General features: G+C 74.6%; 13 protein-coding genes. 9 read left to right on the top strand and 4 right to left on the bottom strand.

All coding sequences use genetic code 11. The annotated features are described in order from the left end of the window. Positions 1-13: 13 nt before the first annotated feature. Positions 14-1,726 carry an alkaline phosphatase D family protein gene (locus EDD33_RS15285; protein ID WP_123391841.1) on the bottom strand — a complete coding sequence of 571 codons (1,713 nt, stop codon included), beginning with the start codon at positions 1,724-1,726 and terminating at the stop codon, positions 14-16. Positions 1,727-1,777: 51 nt separating this feature from the next. After that, positions 1,778-3,214 carry a MocR-like transcription factor YczR gene (gene yczR, locus EDD33_RS15280; RefSeq protein ID WP_123391840.1) on the bottom strand — a complete coding sequence of 479 codons (1,437 nt, stop codon included), beginning with the start codon at positions 3,212-3,214 and terminating at the stop codon, positions 1,778-1,780. Positions 3,215-3,276: 62 nt separating this feature from the next. On the opposite strand from yczR, the gene yczE reads away from it, so the two are divergent. Further along, a complete protein-coding gene (gene yczE, locus EDD33_RS15275; protein WP_123391838.1) occupies positions 3,277-3,969 on the top strand; it encodes a membrane protein YczE in 693 nt (230 codons plus the stop codon). Positions 3,970-3,975: 6 nt separating this feature from the next. On the opposite strand, the gene EDD33_RS15270 is transcribed toward yczE, so the two are convergent. Further along, positions 3,976-4,542, bottom strand: a complete 567-nt coding sequence (locus tag EDD33_RS15270; protein ID WP_056542101.1) for an O-methyltransferase — start codon at positions 4,540-4,542, stop codon at positions 3,976-3,978. Positions 4,543-4,902: 360 nt separating this feature from the next. Here EDD33_RS15270 and EDD33_RS20725 point away from each other — a divergent pair, with 360 nt between their 5' ends. The 3 genes from EDD33_RS20725 (at position 4,903) to EDD33_RS15260 (ending at position 7,264) form a co-directional block, all read left to right on the top strand. Next, a complete protein-coding gene (locus EDD33_RS20725) occupies positions 4,903-5,025 on the top strand; it encodes a hypothetical protein (RefSeq protein ID WP_281274181.1) in 123 nt (40 codons plus the stop codon). Positions 5,026-5,035: 10 nt separating this feature from the next. Then, on the top strand, positions 5,036-6,112 hold the full coding sequence (locus EDD33_RS15265; protein WP_123391836.1) for a 3-isopropylmalate dehydrogenase: 1,077 nt from the start codon (positions 5,036-5,038) through the stop codon (positions 6,110-6,112). A gap of 63 nt (positions 6,113-6,175) precedes the next feature. Beyond that, positions 6,176-7,264, top strand: coding sequence for a branched-chain amino acid aminotransferase (locus EDD33_RS15260; RefSeq protein WP_123391834.1), 1,089 nt, complete (start codon positions 6,176-6,178; stop codon positions 7,262-7,264). A 55-nt stretch (positions 7,265-7,319) separates the two neighbouring features. Here the strand turns inward: EDD33_RS15260 and EDD33_RS15255 are convergent, their stop codons facing one another. Then, positions 7,320-7,838 (bottom strand): SRPBCC domain-containing protein, encoded by a 519-nt coding sequence (locus tag EDD33_RS15255; protein ID WP_123391832.1) that lies wholly within the window; start codon positions 7,836-7,838, stop codon positions 7,320-7,322. 101 nt (positions 7,839-7,939) lie between these two features. Between EDD33_RS15255 and EDD33_RS15250 the strand changes: the two genes are divergently transcribed. The 5 genes from EDD33_RS15250 to EDD33_RS15230 all read left to right on the top strand — a co-directional run bounded on the left by EDD33_RS15250 (position 7,940) and on the right by EDD33_RS15230 (position 15,676). Then, entirely contained in the window at positions 7,940-9,727 is a 1,788-nt protein-coding gene (locus EDD33_RS15250) for a serine/threonine-protein kinase (protein ID WP_148077112.1), read from the top strand. 175 nt (positions 9,728-9,902) lie between these two features. After that, entirely contained in the window at positions 9,903-10,982 is a 1,080-nt protein-coding gene (locus EDD33_RS15245) for a matrixin family metalloprotease (protein ID WP_148077111.1), read from the top strand. Between the two features lie 213 nt (positions 10,983-11,195). After that, a complete protein-coding gene (gene cimA / locus EDD33_RS15240; protein WP_123391827.1) occupies positions 11,196-12,773 on the top strand; it encodes a citramalate synthase in 1,578 nt (525 codons plus the stop codon). Between the two features lie 84 nt (positions 12,774-12,857). Next, the gene (locus EDD33_RS15235; protein ID WP_123391825.1) at positions 12,858-14,237 is read left to right on the top strand and encodes a TrpB-like pyridoxal phosphate-dependent enzyme; all 1,380 of its coding nucleotides are present in this window, start codon (positions 12,858-12,860) and stop codon (positions 14,235-14,237) included. A 38-nt stretch (positions 14,238-14,275) separates the two neighbouring features. After that, entirely contained in the window at positions 14,276-15,676 is a 1,401-nt protein-coding gene (locus EDD33_RS15230; RefSeq protein ID WP_123391824.1) for an amidase, read from the top strand. The last annotated feature ends 30 nt before the right edge of the window (positions 15,677-15,706 follow it).

The following is a 15,706-nucleotide window of genomic DNA, read 5'->3' as shown; positions in this document are numbered from 1 at the left end:
GCCCACCCACCACCTACTGCGTCTCGGCCTCAAGGGTGTCGGCGATCTTCTGGGCGTCGGTGCGCGGGGCCGGGAGGGCGCGCAGGGTCGAGCCCTGCGTGGGCAGCGGGTTGTCGAAGGTCTGCCGCATGCCGCGCACGCCGTCGTCGACGACGAAGCTGGCGCGGGTGAAGACCGGCTGGTCGGGGATCTTGACCCGCGTCACGCAGCGGTAGTCGACCTGGAACGACTCCGGCGTGATCCGGGTGTTCACGTAGCCGCGCAGGTTGGTCCAGAACCGCAGGTTCGGGTTGTACGCCGCCCACGGGTGCTGTCCGGTCGGCTCGTCGTACCCGTCGCCGCCGGAGGTGACCGAGGAGCAGACGAACTCCGAGCCCACGACGGGGGAGTCGGGCGCCCGGAAGTCCTGGAGCACCTCGGAGGCCCAGTGGGCGTGGACGTCGCCGGTGAGCACGACCGGGTTGCGCACGCCGGCGTCCTGCCAGGACCGCACCACACGGTCCCGCGAGGGCCGGTAGCCGTCCCAGGAGTCCATCGAGACGGTGTCGTCGGGGGTCGCGGTGCTGTCGCGGCGGCCGAAGAACACCTGCTGGCCGAGCACGTCCCAGCGCGCCTGCGACCGGGAGAATCCGTCGGCCAGCCACCGCTCCTGCTCGAGGCCGGGCAGGGAGCGCTCGGGGGCGTCGGCGTCCGCGCAGTCCTTGTAGCCGTCGCCGCAGGCCTGGTCGTCGCGGTACTGCCGGGTGTCGAGCATGTGGAAGCTGGCCAGCCTGCCCCAGCGCAGCCGGCGGTAGATGGAGATGTCCGGGCCACGGGGGACCGAGGCCCGGCGCAGCGGCATGTTCTCGTAGTACGCCTGGAACGCCGCGGCGCGTCGGGCCGGGAGCGCGGCGCTCTCCGCGGGCTTCTCGGCGACGTCGTCGGCCCAGTTGTTGTCGACCTCGTGGTCGTCGAGGGCCACCAGCCACGGCGCCACGGCGTGGGCGGCCTGGAGGTCGGCGTCGGACTTGTACTGCGCCAGCCGCTGGCGGTAGCCGGCCAGCGTCGTGGTCTCGGGCCCACGGTGGTCGCGGACGTTGCCGCCCGGGGCGACGTAGCCCCCGGCCCGGTACTCGTACTGGTAGTCGCCCAGGTGGAGCACCAGGTCGGGCTGGTCCTCGGCGAGGCGGCGGTAGGCGGTGAAGAAGCCGTGCTCGTACTGGCTGCAGCTGACGAAGGACATCGCCAGCGCGCTGCCCAGGGAGTCGTACGCCGGCGCGGTCCGGGTGCGACCGACGGGGGAGACCCACCGACCGACGCGGAAGCGGTAGAAGTACTCCGTGCCCGGCCGCAGCCCTGACAGCTCGACGTGCACCGAGTGCGCCGCGCCGGCGGTGGCCCGGACCGTGCCCGAGCGGACACCGCGCCGGAACCGCTCGTCGCGCGCGAGCTGCCAGCGGACCTCGTAGTCGCGCTCGGGCATCCCACCCAGGCCCGAGTCGTCCAGGGGGTCCACGGCCAGCCGGGTCCACAGCACGACGCCGCCGGGGCTGGGGTCGCCGCTGGCGACGCCGAGCGTGAAGGGGTTGCGCGCCAGCGGAGGCGAGGCGGCGCTGGCCCGCGAGTCGAGCACGGCAGGGCGGGGGCCGAGCAGGCCGCCGGCGGTGACGACGGCGCCGGTGACCAGCCCCGTCCTGACGAGCGTACGGCGCGTGGGCGCGGCGAGCGGGGTCCGAGAGATGTCCATGGCGCGAGCCAAGACCCCCGTGGGGACGGGTGGCCGACCCCTGGGTGAACGTCAGGCCACCAGTCCGGGGGTGGCGCGGCGGGGCCGCGGGTAGGGGTCGGCCAGCGTCTCGCGCCAGGCGGGGGCGAGCCGCTCGATCGCGGCCGTGAGCACGTGCGCGGGCTGGGTGAACGGGATCCGCACGAACCGGTCGAGCCCGCCCTCGGGCGCGAAGCTCGGTCCCGACGCGAGCAGCACGCCGTGGCGCTCGGCCCGCGGCACCAGCGCCGTCGAGAGCGCCTCGGGGAGCTCGCACCACAGGTTGAGCCCGCCCGTCGGTCGGGTCGGGCGCCAGTCAGGCAGGTGCGTGGCGAGCGCGAGCAGCGCCGCGTCGCGGGAGGTCCGCAGCTGCTCGCGGCGGTGCGCCAGCAGGTCCTCGCCGTCGCGCAGCAGGTCGGCGGCCACGAGCTGCTCCAGGGGCGAGGTGCCCAGGTCGAGGGTGAGGCGCGCCCGGAACACCGCGTCGGCGCGGGCCGCCGGCACCCGGATCCAGCCGATCCGCAGCCCGCCCCAGAACGGCTTGCTGACGCTGCCGACGCTCACCGCGTCCGCGGCGTACGACGCGAACGGTGCCGGCATCCGCTGCCCCTCCAGCGGCAGCATCGCCATCGACTCGTCGACCACGGCCGTCGTCCGGGTGCGGGCCAGCGCGTGCGCGACCCGCTCGCGCGCCTCGTCGGGCAGCAGCGAGCCGGTCGGGTTGTGGAAGTCCGGGATGAGGTACGCCGCGCGCGGCACCACCTGGCGCAGCGTCGTGGTCATCGCCTCGGTGTCGGTCTCGTCGCGCGGCACCTCGACCCCCACGACGCGGGCGCCGCTCCCGGCGAGCGTGGCGATGGCGTTGGGGTAGGTCGGGCTCTCGGTCACGGCCCGGTCGCCGGCCCCCAGCAGCGCCCGGGCGGCGATGGCCACCCCCGCCTGGGCGCCCGGCACGACCATCACCTGGTCGGGACCGGTGGGCAGCCCGCGGGCGGCGTAGGCGTCGGCGACGGCCTCGCGCAGCACCGGCAGCCCGGTGGGGAAGTAGCCCGGCCCGGCGAGGTGGCGGGGCAGCTCGGCCACCGCCCGCTCGTAGGCCGCGAGCAGGCCGGGTCCCGGCAGCGGGGCCGCGCAGGTCAGGTCGGCCTTGCCGTCGGGGTGCTCGGTCAGGCGCAGCAGGTGGTCGTCCTGGCCACGGCGCCCGGCCGGCAGGTGGGCGACGCTGCCGGACCCCTGTCGGGAGACCAGGAAGCCGTGGTCGCGCAGCTCGGCGTACGCCCGGGCCACGGTGGTGCGGCTGACCTCGAGCGCCTCGGTGAGGTCGCGCTCGCTGGGCAGGCGCACGCCGACGGGCACGCGGCCGTCGGTGATGAGCACCCGCAGGCCCTCGGCCAGGCCGCGGTAGGCGGGGGAGCGGTCGAAGTCGCCGAGCAGGGTGGCCACCCGGGAGGCGGCGAGGTGACGGGACATGCAGGCCAGTGAATCACGATTGGCCATGTCCAACCAGGCCACTTCTGATTCAGGATGGAGCCATGACGACCTGCCCCACCCTGGACGGGACCGCGCCGACCGCGCGGCGCGACCGCCGCCTCGCCGCCCTCGGCCCGGTCGCCCAGCTGCGCGCCGGACGGCTCCCGCGCCGGCTGGGCCAGCTGGCCGTCGGCCTCACGCTGTACGGCGTCACCCTGGCGATGGTCATCCGTGCGACCCTCGGCAACTCCCCGTGGGACGTGCTGCACCAGGGCTTGGCGCGCTACCTGCCGATGTCGATCGGCACGGCCGTGATCGTGATGAGCCTGCTCGTGCTGCTGCTGTGGATCCCGCTGCGCGAGAAGCCCGGCCTGGGCACGGTCGCCAACTCCTTCGTCGTCGGCCTGGTCGCCGACCGGGCGCTGGCCGTGCTGGCCGCGCCCGACGAGCCGTGGCTCCGGGTCGTGCTGCTGGTCGGTGGTGTGGTGCTCAACGGCCTGGCGACCGCGCTCTACATCGGCTCGCAGCTCGGCCCCGGTCCCCGGGACGGGTTGATGACCGGGCTGCACCGTCGTACGGGCCTGCCGGTGGGGGTCGTCCGCACCGGCATCGAGGCCACGGTCGTCGCGCTGGGCTGGCTGCTCGGCGGCGTCGTCGGTCTCGGCACCCTGCTCTACGCCCTCGCCGTCGGCCCGCTGGTGCAGCTGATGCTGCCCTGGTGCGTCGTCGAGCTCCCCGACACCCCGGCTCGCTGAGGGCCGTCAGCGACGGGTCGCGAGCAGCACCGCCGCGTCGGGGGCGACCATCACCTCGACGGCGGTGAACCGCTCGTCGGTGAGCCAGGTCTCGCGCAGCACGTCGACGCGCCCACCGGTGATCGGCGGCCAGAACTCGCACGGGGTGAAGTCGTCGAGCACCACGATGCCGCCCGGCTCGACGAGGTCGGCCACGGCCTCGGCGCTCGCGTCCTCGGGGACCGAGGGGTCGAGGAAGAGCAGCGAGTAGGGGCCCTTGTTGCGCAGCGTCGACCAGTCGGCGGCCAGGACCTCGACCTGCGGGTCGTCGGTGAAGATGTCCTGCGCCGCGGTGGCGAGCGTGGGGTCGAGCTCGGCGGAGAGGATGTGGGCGCCGGGGCGCACGCCCGACCGCAGCCAGGCCGTGCCGACCCCGCAGCCGGTGCCGAACTCGGCCATGATCCCGCTGCGGGTGGCGGCGAGCGCCGCGAGCAGGCGGCCGGTCTCGTTGCGGCAGAAGGACACGTAGCCGGCCCGCCGGGAGACGTCGAAGGCCCGGGACACGATCGGCGGCAGGTCGGGTGGGGCACTCATGTGACCAGTCTCGCAAATCGTGGCCACCGGCCCCGGTGGCGAGAATCCGTCTCACTCAGTGGGACGGATCATCCGAGGGGTGGTCACCGCGGACGAGCGGGGTCAGGCTGGTCCGACCATGCGGAACCAGTGCGTACTTATTCGCTGCCGTGGCGGGGCCTGACTGACGGGCCACCTCGCCGCGGAGTCCGGCGTACGCACACGCCACTGACGGCCTGTCACCCTCTCCGCGAGCGAGACAGAGACGTCCACCCCTCACCTCTCGCCGGACGGGCCTCCTCCGCGTGATCCGTGGTTGTCGAGACCGTCCACCTCCCTCGCGTCGATCCACATCCGATCCGCGAACCAGGAGACACGACGATGTACGACCTCTACCCCGAGTGGGGACCCGCCAAGAACAACCCCGAGAGCCCCACCTACCGGGCCCTCCAGACCGCGCTCGACCTGCGGGACGGCGGCGGGCAGCGGCCCGACGACAACTAGCATCGCCCGCATGCCCGATGCCCCCGTGACCCCCGACGCCTCCCGCTCCGTCCAGCTCGCCGTCATCCCCGGCGACGGGATCGGGCCCGAGGTGACCGCCGAGGCCCTGAAGGTGCTCGAGGCCACGCCCACCGGCGTGAAGTTCGAGCCCACCCGCTACGACCTCGGCGCCGAGCGCTACCTCGCCACCGGCGAGGTGCTGCCCGACACGGTGCTCGAGGAGGTACGCGCCCACGACGCGATCCTCCTCGGCGCCGTCGGGGGGAAGCCGGGAGACCCGAACCTCCCGCCCGGCCTCCTCGAGCGCGGCCTGCTGCTGCGGCTGCGCTTCGAGCTCGACCACTACGTCAACCTGCGCCCCTCGCGCATCTTCCCCGGTGCGGCCTCACCCCTGGCCGATCCGGGCGAGGTCGACTTCGTGGTCGTCCGCGAGGGCACCGAAGGTCCCTACACCGGCAACGGCGGCGCCCTGCGCGTCGGCACCCCGGCCGAGGTCGCCACCGAGGTCTCGGTCAACACCGCCTTCGGTGTCGAGCGCGTCGTCCGCGACGCCTTCGCCCGCGCCCAGAAGCGTCGCCGCAAGCTCACCCTGGTCCACAAGACCAACGTGCTCGTCCACGCCGGCGCGGTGTGGTGGCGGCTCGTGCAGGAGGTCGCGCCGGAGTTCCCCGACGTCACGGTCGACTACATGCACGTGGACGCGACGATGATCCACCTCGTCACGAACCCCTCGCGCTTCGACGTCCTCGTCACCGACAACCTCTTCGGTGACATCGTCACCGACCTCGCCGCCGCGATCACCGGCGGCATCGGCCTGGCCGCGAGCGGCAACGTCAACCCCGACCGCACCACCCCGTCGATGTTCGAGCCGGTCCACGGCTCGGCGCCCGACATCGCGGGCCAGGGCACGGCCGACCCGGTCGCCGCGATCCTCTCCGGAGCGCTGCTGCTCGAGCACCTCGGCCTCGACGACGCGGCCGCCGCGGTCGAACGCGCCGTCGTCGAGGAGCTCGCCGCCCGCACCCCGGGCGCCCCGGTCGTCACCGCCGAGGTCGGCGACTCGGTCGCCGCCCGCGTCGCCGGCTGAGGCCGGCAGGGCGGCCCGACGACCCCACCCGGACAGCCCCGACCCGAGAGATACCGTGCCCCCATGACCCTCGACATCTCCGTCACGACGTCGACCTCCCCGCGCAGCGACGCCGAGCTGGCCGAGATCCTGGCCAACCCGGGGTTCGGCACCCACTTCACCGACCACATGCTGACGGTGGAGTGGACCCCGGAGCAGGGCTGGCACGACGCGCGGGTGACGGCGTACGGCCCGCTCAGCCTGGACCCGGCGACCGCGGTGCTGCACTACGCCCAGGAGATCTTCGAGGGCATGAAGGCCTACCGTCACGACGACGGGTCGGTCTGGACCTTCCGTCCCGGCGAGAACGCCGCGCGGATGGCGCGCTCGAGCCACCGGCTGGCGCTGCCGGTGCTCGATCCCGAGGACTTCGTGCGCTGCGTCGACGCGCTGGTCGAGGCCGACCGACGCTGGGTGCCGGAGGGCACCGGCGAGAAGAGCCTCTACCTGCGGCCGTTCATGTTCGCCTCCGAGGCGTTCCTCGGCGTGCGGCCCTCGCAGCACGTGACGTTCATGGTCATCGCCTCGCCGGCCGGGGCCTACTTCAAGGGCGGCGTGAAGCCGCTGTCGCTGTGGCTGACCGAGGACTACACCCGTGCCGGCCGCGGCGGGATGGGTGCGGCCAAGACCGGCGGCAACTACGCCAGCTCGCTGGTGGCGCAGCAGGAGGCCAGCGCGCACGACTGCGACCAGGTCGTCTTCCTCGACGCCGCGGAGGGGAAGTACGTCGAGGAGCTCGGCGGCATGAACCTGTACTTCGTCCACGCCGACGGTCACGTCGTCACCCCCGAGACCGGCACGATCCTCGAGGGCATCACGCGCTCGGCCATCATCGAGCTGGCCCAGAAGAAGGGCCACCGGGTCGAGGAGCGCAAGTTCGCCATCGACGAGTGGCGCGAGGGTGTCGCGTCGGGCGAGATCACCGAGGTCTTCGCCTGCGGGACGGCCGCCGTGGTCACGCCCGTGGGCACACTGCGCTGGGACGGTGGCGAGGTCAGCGGCCAGGCCACCGAGGAGGCCGGTCCGCTCACCCTGGAGATCCGCCAGGACCTGGTCGACATCCAGTACGGCCGCGCCGAGGACACCTTCGCCTGGATGCACCGGGTCGTCTGAACCACCCGCGGGTGACCGCGGGGTCGGCCCCGGAGGTGTCCGGGGGCAGGGGGCGCTACGCCGTCGCGGCGTACGCCGCCCGCAGCTCGTCGTAGCCGTCCCAGAACTCGTCCCACGGCAGCGCGTCGCCGTCGACGTGGGCGGCGAGGTACTGCAGGTGGCGGTGCCAACCCGCGGCGTACGACGCCGGGTCGTCGAGGTCCTCGTGAACCACCGTGACGCGGGTGCCCTCGGGGAGCACCTCGAGGTCGAAGCCGACGGTGCTGCGCGGCTCGTCGGGGAAGTCCCAGGTCAGCGCCAAGCGGCGGGGCCGCTCCCAGCGGCGCACGGTGTGGCGCGAGCGCTGGCCGCGCGAGTGCTCCAGCGCGAAGCCGGGGCCGGGGCCGGGGTTGCCCTCCACGACGCGACCCAGCCAGGTGGCCAGGCTCATCGGGCGCACCAGCGCGGTCCAGATCCGCTCGGGCTCGGCCAACACGTCGATGCTGACGCGGGCGGTGCGGTGCCGGGCGGTGCCGGTCGGGTTCCCGACCGAGGCCTCGGCGGGAGTCTCGGTCGTGCCCTCGTCGGTGGTCATGAGGACCGAGCCTACGTCGAGCGTCGCCGCGGGTGTCGCGCAGGTCACGACACCGGCGCCGACGACGGGGCCGGCGCCGGGCCGCGGGCTACCGTGTGCCGGTGACCAGCAGCGCACGCCGGGACGAACCGGAGGAGCACGTCGGTCCCTACCGGCTGCTCGCCCAGCTCGGCGAGGGCGGCATGGGCGTGGTCCACCTCGCGATGGCCCCCGACGGCAGCCGGGTGGCGCTGAAGGTGCTGCGTCCCCACGTCATCGGCGACCGCGAGGCCCGCGAGCGGCTCGCGCTCGAGGTCAGCTCGCTGCGCCGGATCCGCAGCCCGCGCATCGCCGAGATCATCGACGCCGACCCCGACGGCCCGATGCCCTACGTCGTGACGCGCTACGTCCCCGGCCTCTCGCTCTACCACCACGTCGACGAGGAGGGTCCGGTCCAGGGCCGCGACCTGCTCCACGCCACCGCGTGCCTGGCCGAGGCGCTGCAGGCGGTCCACGACGTCGGGGTGCTGCACCGCGACGTCAAGCCGACCAACGTGCTGATGGAGGGACGCTCGCCGGTCCTCATCGACTTCGGGCTGGCACGGGTCTCCGACGACCCGCGGCTGACCCGCACCGGGTGGCTGCTGGGCACGCCCGGCTACCTCGCCCCCGAGGTGCTCTACGGCGAGGACGCGTCCGCCGCGTCCGACGTCCACGCCCTCGCGGCGACCCTGGTCTTCGCCGCGACCGGCCGATCGCCGTACGGCGGGGGACCGTGGATGGGCGTGATGGACCGGGTCCGCCGCGGCGAGCACGACCTGACCGGGGTGCCCGAGCCGGTGGCGGGGCTGCTGACGGCGTGCCTGGCGACGGAGCCCCACGAGCGCCCGACGCTGCGCGAGATCCGCGACCGGGTCGGTCAGCTGCAGGCCGGCCAGGAGCCGCGCGCCGCCCGGACCGGGAGCCGCCCGGCCCCGGCGCCGGAGCAGTGGACGATGCCGTTCGCGGCGGCCGGTACCGCGGCCGCTGCCGCGCCCGACCCGGCTCCCGAGGCCACCCCCACCGGCGCGCCCGCCGCCGGTCACGCCGCTGCTCCCGTCGCCGCGTCGTACGCCGACCCGGCGACCACCGAGATCCCCGCCTACCGCGAGGCGACCCCCTACCAGGAGCCGCCGGCCGCGCGGCCCGAGGCGGCCACCCAGGTGCTCGCCCCGGCCCGCCCCACCCCGACCTCCCCGCCCACGACCTCCCCGCCCACGACCTCCGCGCCCACGACCTCGGTCCCGCAGACCGACCCGACCCGCGCCACCCCGCTGCCCGCCGGTCCGCCGCCGTGGCTGGCGCCGACGCCGCGCGAGGCGAGCCGGCCGCAGCGGCTGCTCCAGCTCGTCGGGCTCGGGGCGCTCGCCGGGTCGGTCGTGGCCTACGCGCCCTACCTCGGCACCGCCCTGGTCGGACTGGTCGTGCTGGTGCTGCGCACCGCGTCGGTCACCCGCCAGCGCCACGAGCGCCGCCGCCGGCTGCGCGGCCGCGAGCGCTGGTGGGACGTGCCCGCCTCGGTCGTCGCCTCCCCGGGGTACGCCGCCGTGGCCCTGGTCGGCGCCGTGTCCGGAGTGGTGGTCGCCGCCGTCGTGGCCCTGGCCGCGTTCTCGGTCGGCTACCTGCTCCAGCAGCCGCTCAGCACCTGCCTGGTCCTCGCCGGCGTCGGCTTCGTGCCGACGTTGTGGTGGGGTCCGGGGTCGCAGCGGCTGCGCGAGACCACCCGGGCGACGGTCACCCGCACCGCGCGGACGGAGTTCGTCGGCTGGTTCGTCGGCGTGATGGCGCTGCTCGGCGCTGCGGTCGTGCTCGGCCTGCTGTTCTCCGGCGGCCCCAACTGGGCCCCCGGCGTCGGTGCTCCCTGGCGCTAGCCGTCCTCGGCACGGACCGACCCGAACGGACCCGGACGGGCCCGCGCGCCCCGACACGGGTCGCGCAGCGGTTCCCGGGGCGTTCCGCCACCGGTTCGGCTGAGTCCGCAGAACCGGTCTAGTGCGCAGAATCCGGGCAGTTCACCTATCCCGGCCAGCACGCCACGATACGGACATGAGTCCCCGTCGTACGTCGGTAGCGCCGGCCGCCCTGCTGAGCGCCGTCGTGCTCGCGGTGCTGGCGGGCCTGCTGGCCCCGCTCGCCCCGGCGTCCGCCGCGACGAGCCCCGCGGTGACCCCGGCCGTCGCCCCGGCCGTCACCCCGGCCGCCACCCCGGGCCGCGACGACGCCGACGGCGCGGACGCCCTGCACCTCGGTGACGACGCGGTCCACGCGCGCACCTCCGGCACCGCCCGGGCGGCCATCGCGTGGCGCGGGTCGCGGCTCTACGTCCGCGAGACCCTGCCGGCCCGGTGGGACTGGAGCCTGCGCACCGCCATCGCCACGTGGAACGCCTCCGGCTCGCGGATCACGCTCGTCCGCACGACCAGCCGCCGGGTCGCCCAGGTGACCGTGTCCTACGGCGACACCGGCGGGGCGGCCGGCCTGGCCACGGTGGGACGCACCCGCGGCGCGTTCGTCGAGCTCAGCTCGGCGTACCGCGTGGCCGATGCCACCAGCGCCCACACCCGCGTCGAGGTGATGAACGTCCTCGCCCACGAGCTCGGCCACGTGCTCGGCCTGGACCACACCACCACGGCCTGCTCGCTGATGGCCCCCGTGCTCGACGTCGCCGGGTGCGGCGTGGTCGCCGCGGAGCACCCCGGCGCCTACGGCTGCCGGACCATCGACGCACCGCTGGCCTCCCGCCTGGTGCGGCTCTACGGCGGCTCCCCGCGGGTTGCCCCGCGGGGCTGGTGCCTCATCGACCCGCTGCCCGGGAGCCTCGGCGGGGTCGACATCTCGGTCCGGGCCGGCGGCCTCGCGGTCACCTGGCGGCCGCCGACGTCGGTGCCGGCCGGGTCGCTCGTCGAGCTCCGGCTGTGGACCGGCGACTGCGCCCAGCAGCCGGTCGACGTCGTGCGCGAGTTCGCGCCGGTGTCCGCAGGCGCCTGGGTCGAGCCGTCCGGGCTCGACAGCGACTGCGTGACCGTCGGGCTGGTCAACCGCTACGGGCTGGCCCGCACGCTCACGGGCGGGATCGTCTCCGCGGGTGCCGTCGCGGTGGCCCCGGTCGCGCCCGCCGCGCCCTGACGCGTCGTACGCCGGACCGGATGCCGGTCGGGCGTTCCGAGCGCCGGACATCCGTGGCAGACTCGCCGCCATGCAGCACCGCACCCGCATCATCGCCTAGCGCGACGGCCCCGCTCACCTGGCCGTCGCGCCGACCTCTCGTCCTCACGGGGGGTCTTTTTCTTTGCCCCGGCACGTCCCCCGCACACTCCCGCACCCCGAAGGACCTGGTCCATGACCCCCACCGGTGACCTGTTCCACGTCTACGACACGACGCTGCGCGACGGTGCCCAGCAGGAGGGCCTGACCCTCTCGGTCGCCGACAAGCTCGCGGTCGCGCGGCACATCGACGGGCTCGGGGTCGGGTTCATCGAGGGCGGGTGGCCGGGGGCCAACCCCCGTGACACGGAGTTCTTCCGGCGGGCCCGCGCGGAGCTCCACCTCGAGCACGCCCGGCTGGCGGCCTTCGGTGCGACCCGGCGCGCGGGCCTGGCCGCCGCCGACGACCCGCTCGTGGCCGCGCTGCGCGACTCCGGCGCCGGCGTGGTGACGCTCGTGGCCAAGTCGCACGACCGCCACGTCGAGCTGGCCCTGCGCACCACGCTGGCCGAGAACCTCGCGATGGTGCGCGACACCGTGTCCCACCTGCGGGCGGAGGGACAGCGCGTCTTCCTGGACGCCGAGCACTTCTTCGACGGCTACCGCGACAACCGCGACTACGCCCTCGAGGTGCTGCGCACCGCCTTCGAGGCCGGCGCCGAGGTCGCCGCGCTGTGCGACACCAACGGCGGCATGCTGCCGGGCTGGGTCGGCGACGTGGTGCACGACGTCGTGGAGACCACCGGCGTCCGCGTCGGCATCCACTGCCACAACGACACCGGCTGCGCCGTCGCCAACACCCTGGCCGCCGTCGACGCCGGCGCCACCCACGTGCAGGGCACGCTCAACGGCTACGGCGAGCGCACCGGCAACGCCGACCTCGTCACGGTCGTGGCCAACCTCGAGCTCAAGCTCGACCGGCAGGTGCTGCCCCCCGGCCTGCTCGCCGAGGCCACCCGGGTCGCGCACGCCGTCGCCGAGGTCACCAACGTGCCGCCCGCCTCGCGCCAGCCCTACGTCGGCACCTCGGCCTTCGCGCACAAGGCCGGCCTGCACGCCAGCGCCATCAAGGTCGACCCCGACCTCTACCAGCACATGGACCCCGCGGGCGTCGGCAACGACATGAGGCTCCTGGTCTCCGACATGGCCGGACGGGCCTCGATCGAGCTGAAGGGGCGCGAGCTCGGCTTCGAGCTCGGCCCCGAGCTGGTGCAGCGGGTCACCGGGCGGGTCAAGGAGCTGGAGTCGCGCGGCTGGACCTTCGAGGCGGCCGACGCGTCGTTCGAGCTGCTGCTCCTCGAGGAGGTCGAGGGGACGCGGCCGTCGTACGTCGAGGTGGAGTCGTGGCGCGTCATCACCGAGACCCGGGTCGCCGCCGACGCGCTGTCCGAGGCGACGGTCAAGCTGCGGGCCGGGGGCGCCCGGATCGTGGTGACCGGCGAGGGCAACGGCCCGGTCAACGCGCTGGACTCGGCGCTGCGGCAGGCGATCAGCCAGCTCTACCCCGAGATCGTGAAGTTCGAGCTGATCGACTACAAGGTCCGGATCCTCGACCAGGGCCACGGCACCGACGCGATCACCCGGGTGCTCATCGAGACCACCGACGGCCAGGGTTCGTGGGTCACCGTCGGGGTGGGGCCCAACGTCATCGAGGCGTCCTGGCACGCGCTCATCGACGGCCTGACCTTCGGGCTGCGCCGCCACGACGCCTGACCCGGCTGCCGCCGTGGGTGCCTCCCGCTAGATTCACGCGCACCACCCCGGGCGAGCGGCCCGGCGACCCCGAGAGGCCACGCGATGACGGACGTGAAGCAGCACAAGATCCTGCTGGACGAGGGCGAGATGCCCACCCGCTGGTACAACGTGCTCCACGACCTGCCCACGCCCCCGCCGCCGCCGCTGCACCCCGGCACCGGCCAGCCGATCGGCCCCGACGACCTCACGCCGCTGTTCCCGATGGCGCTGATCGAGCAGGAGGTCTCCACCGAGCAGTACCTCGACATCCCCGAGGAGGTGCTCGACGTCTACCGGCTGTGGCGGCCCAGCCCGCTGTTCCGGGCGCACCGCCTCGAGAAGGCGCTCGGCACCCCGGCGCGGATCTACTACAAGTACGAGGGCGTCTCGCCCGCCGGCTCCCACAAGCCCAACACCGCCGTGCCGCAGGCGTTCTACAACAAGCAGGCGGGCATCTCGAAGCTCACCACCGAGACCGGTGCGGGCCAGTGGGGCACGTCGCTGGCGTTCGCGTGCGCGCAGTACGACATGGAGTGCGAGATCTGGCAGGTGCGGGCGTCGTACGACCAGAAGCCCTACCGCCGGATGATGATCGAGACCTTCGGCGGCACCGTGCACCCCAGCCCCTCGGAGCTGACCGAGGCCGGCCGGGCGATCCTCGCCGAGCACCCCGACTCCACCGGCTCCCTCGGCATCGCGATCAGCGAGGCGGTCGAGGTCGCCGCGCAGGACCCGACGGTCAACTACGCCCTCGGCAGCGTGCTCAACCACGTGCTGCTGCACCAGACGATCATCGGGGAGGAGGCGCTGCTCCAGCTGGCCAAGGTGGGGGAGACCCCCGACCTGCTGGTGGGCTGCACCGGCGGCGGCTCCAACTTCGGCGGGCTGATGTTCCCGTTCCTGCGCGAGAAGTGGGCCGGGCGGATGTCGCCCGAGGTGCGCGCCGTCGAGCCCACCGCCTGCCCGACCCTGACCCAGGGCACCTACGCCTACGACTTCGGCGACACCGCGGGCATGACGCCCCTGATGAAGATGCACACGCTGGGCCACGACTTCGTGCCCGACCCGATCCACTCCGGTGGGCTGCGCTACCACGGCATGAGCCCGCTGATCAGCCACCTCTACGAGACCGGCGAGATCGGCGCGGTGGCCAAGCCCCAGTCGGAGTGCTTCGCCGCCGGTGTGCTCTTCGCCCGCACCGAGGGCATCGTCCCGGCGCCCGAACCGACCCACGCGCTCGCCGCCGCGATCGAGGAGGCGCTGCGCTGCAAGGAGACCGGCGAGGAGAAGGTCATCCTCACCGCCCTGTGCGGCCACGGCCACCTCGACCTCCCGGCCTACGCCTCCTACCTCGCCGGCACCATCGAGGACACCTCCTGGGAGGACGACGCCCTCCAGTCGGCCGTCGCCGAGGCGCTGACCAAGCTGCCGCAGCTCTCCTGAGCCACACGACCGCCCGGCGATCGGGCTAGCGTCGGGCCATGGCCGAGCTGCACGACCTGACCGCCCTCGAGCAGGGAGCCGCGATCCGGGCGGGGGAGACCACCAGCGCCGAGCTCGTCGAGCACTACCTGCGACGCATCGAGACCGAGCCGTACGGCGCCTTCGTCACCGTCACCGCCGACCGGGCGCGGGCCGCGTCGACCGACGGGGACGGTCCGCTCGCCGGGGTGCCGACCGCGGTCAAGGACCTCAACCTCACCGCCGGCGTGACCACCGAGCTCGGCTCCGCGGCGTACGCCGGGTTCGTGCCCGACGTCGACGACGAGGTCGTGCGACGGATCGGGGTGGCCGGGATGCCGGTGCTGGGCAAGACCGCGACGCCCGAGTTCGGCTCGCCCTGCTACACCGAGCCCGAGGGTCGGCCGCCGGCCGTCACGCCGTGGGACCCCACCCGGATGGCCGGGGGCTCCAGCGGGGGAGCGGCGGCCGCCGTCGCCGCCGGCCTGGTGCCGGTCGCGCAGGGATCCGACGGCGGCGGGTCGATCCGGATCCCGGCCAGCTGTTGCGGCCTGGTCGGGCTCAAGCCCAGCCGGGGCCGGATCAGCGCCGCCCCGACGTACGGCGACCCGGTCGGGCTCTCGACCAGCGGCACCCTCGCCCGCACCGTGCGCGACGCGGCGGCGCTCCTCGACGTGCTCGCCGGCCGGGCCGTCGGCGACCCGTCGTGGGCGCCCCCGCCGGCCACGCCGTTCCTCGCCGCGTGCGACCGGGAGCCGGGCCGACTGCGGGTGGCGCGCTTCGTCGATCCGGTCATCGCCGACGTGGCCGTGGACCCCGGGTGCGTCGCGGCGTGGGAGGAGCTGAGCGCCCGGCTGGAGGCGCTGGGTCACGAGGTCGTCGACGTGCCCTCACCGCTGCCCCACGAGGCCGTGCCCGTGTTCGAGACCTGCTGGTCGGTGCTGACCGCGCAGTCGGTCGTCGGCCTGTCACCGGAGCAGCGCGCGGTCATCCGGCCGCTGACCCGGTGGCTGGCCGACCGCGCCGAGGAGGTCTCCGGGGTGGCGTTCGGGCTGGCGATCGGCGAGCTGCGACGGCTCGCCGCCGGGGCGCTGACCCGGCTCGCGGCGTACGACCTCGTGCTGACGCCGACGCTCGCCTCCCCGCCGCTCCCGGTCGGCGCGATCCGCGACGACGCCGACCCCGCGGCCGACTTCGAGGCGCAGAAGCAGTTCACGCCGTACACCTCGCTGTGGAACCTCACCGGCAGCCCCGCGGTCTCGCTGCCCACCCACCACACCCCCGAGGGCCTCCCTGTCGGCACGATGCTCGCCGCCCGCCCCGGCGAGGAGGCGCTCCTGCTGTCCGTCGCCGCCCAGGTCGAGGCGTCGTACGCCGAGGAGGGGCGCGCCTGGCGCGACCGGGTGCCGCCCGGGTGGTGAGGGGCGTCGGGCGGCGGGATCGGTGTGGCC

Source organism: Nocardioides aurantiacus, assembly GCF_003752505.1.
Taxonomy (GTDB): domain Bacteria; phylum Actinomycetota; class Actinomycetes; order Propionibacteriales; family Nocardioidaceae; genus Marmoricola; species Marmoricola aurantiacus.
The sequence above is the reverse complement of the archived record's forward strand: the minus strand, read 5'-3'. Positions and strand labels throughout refer to the sequence as shown.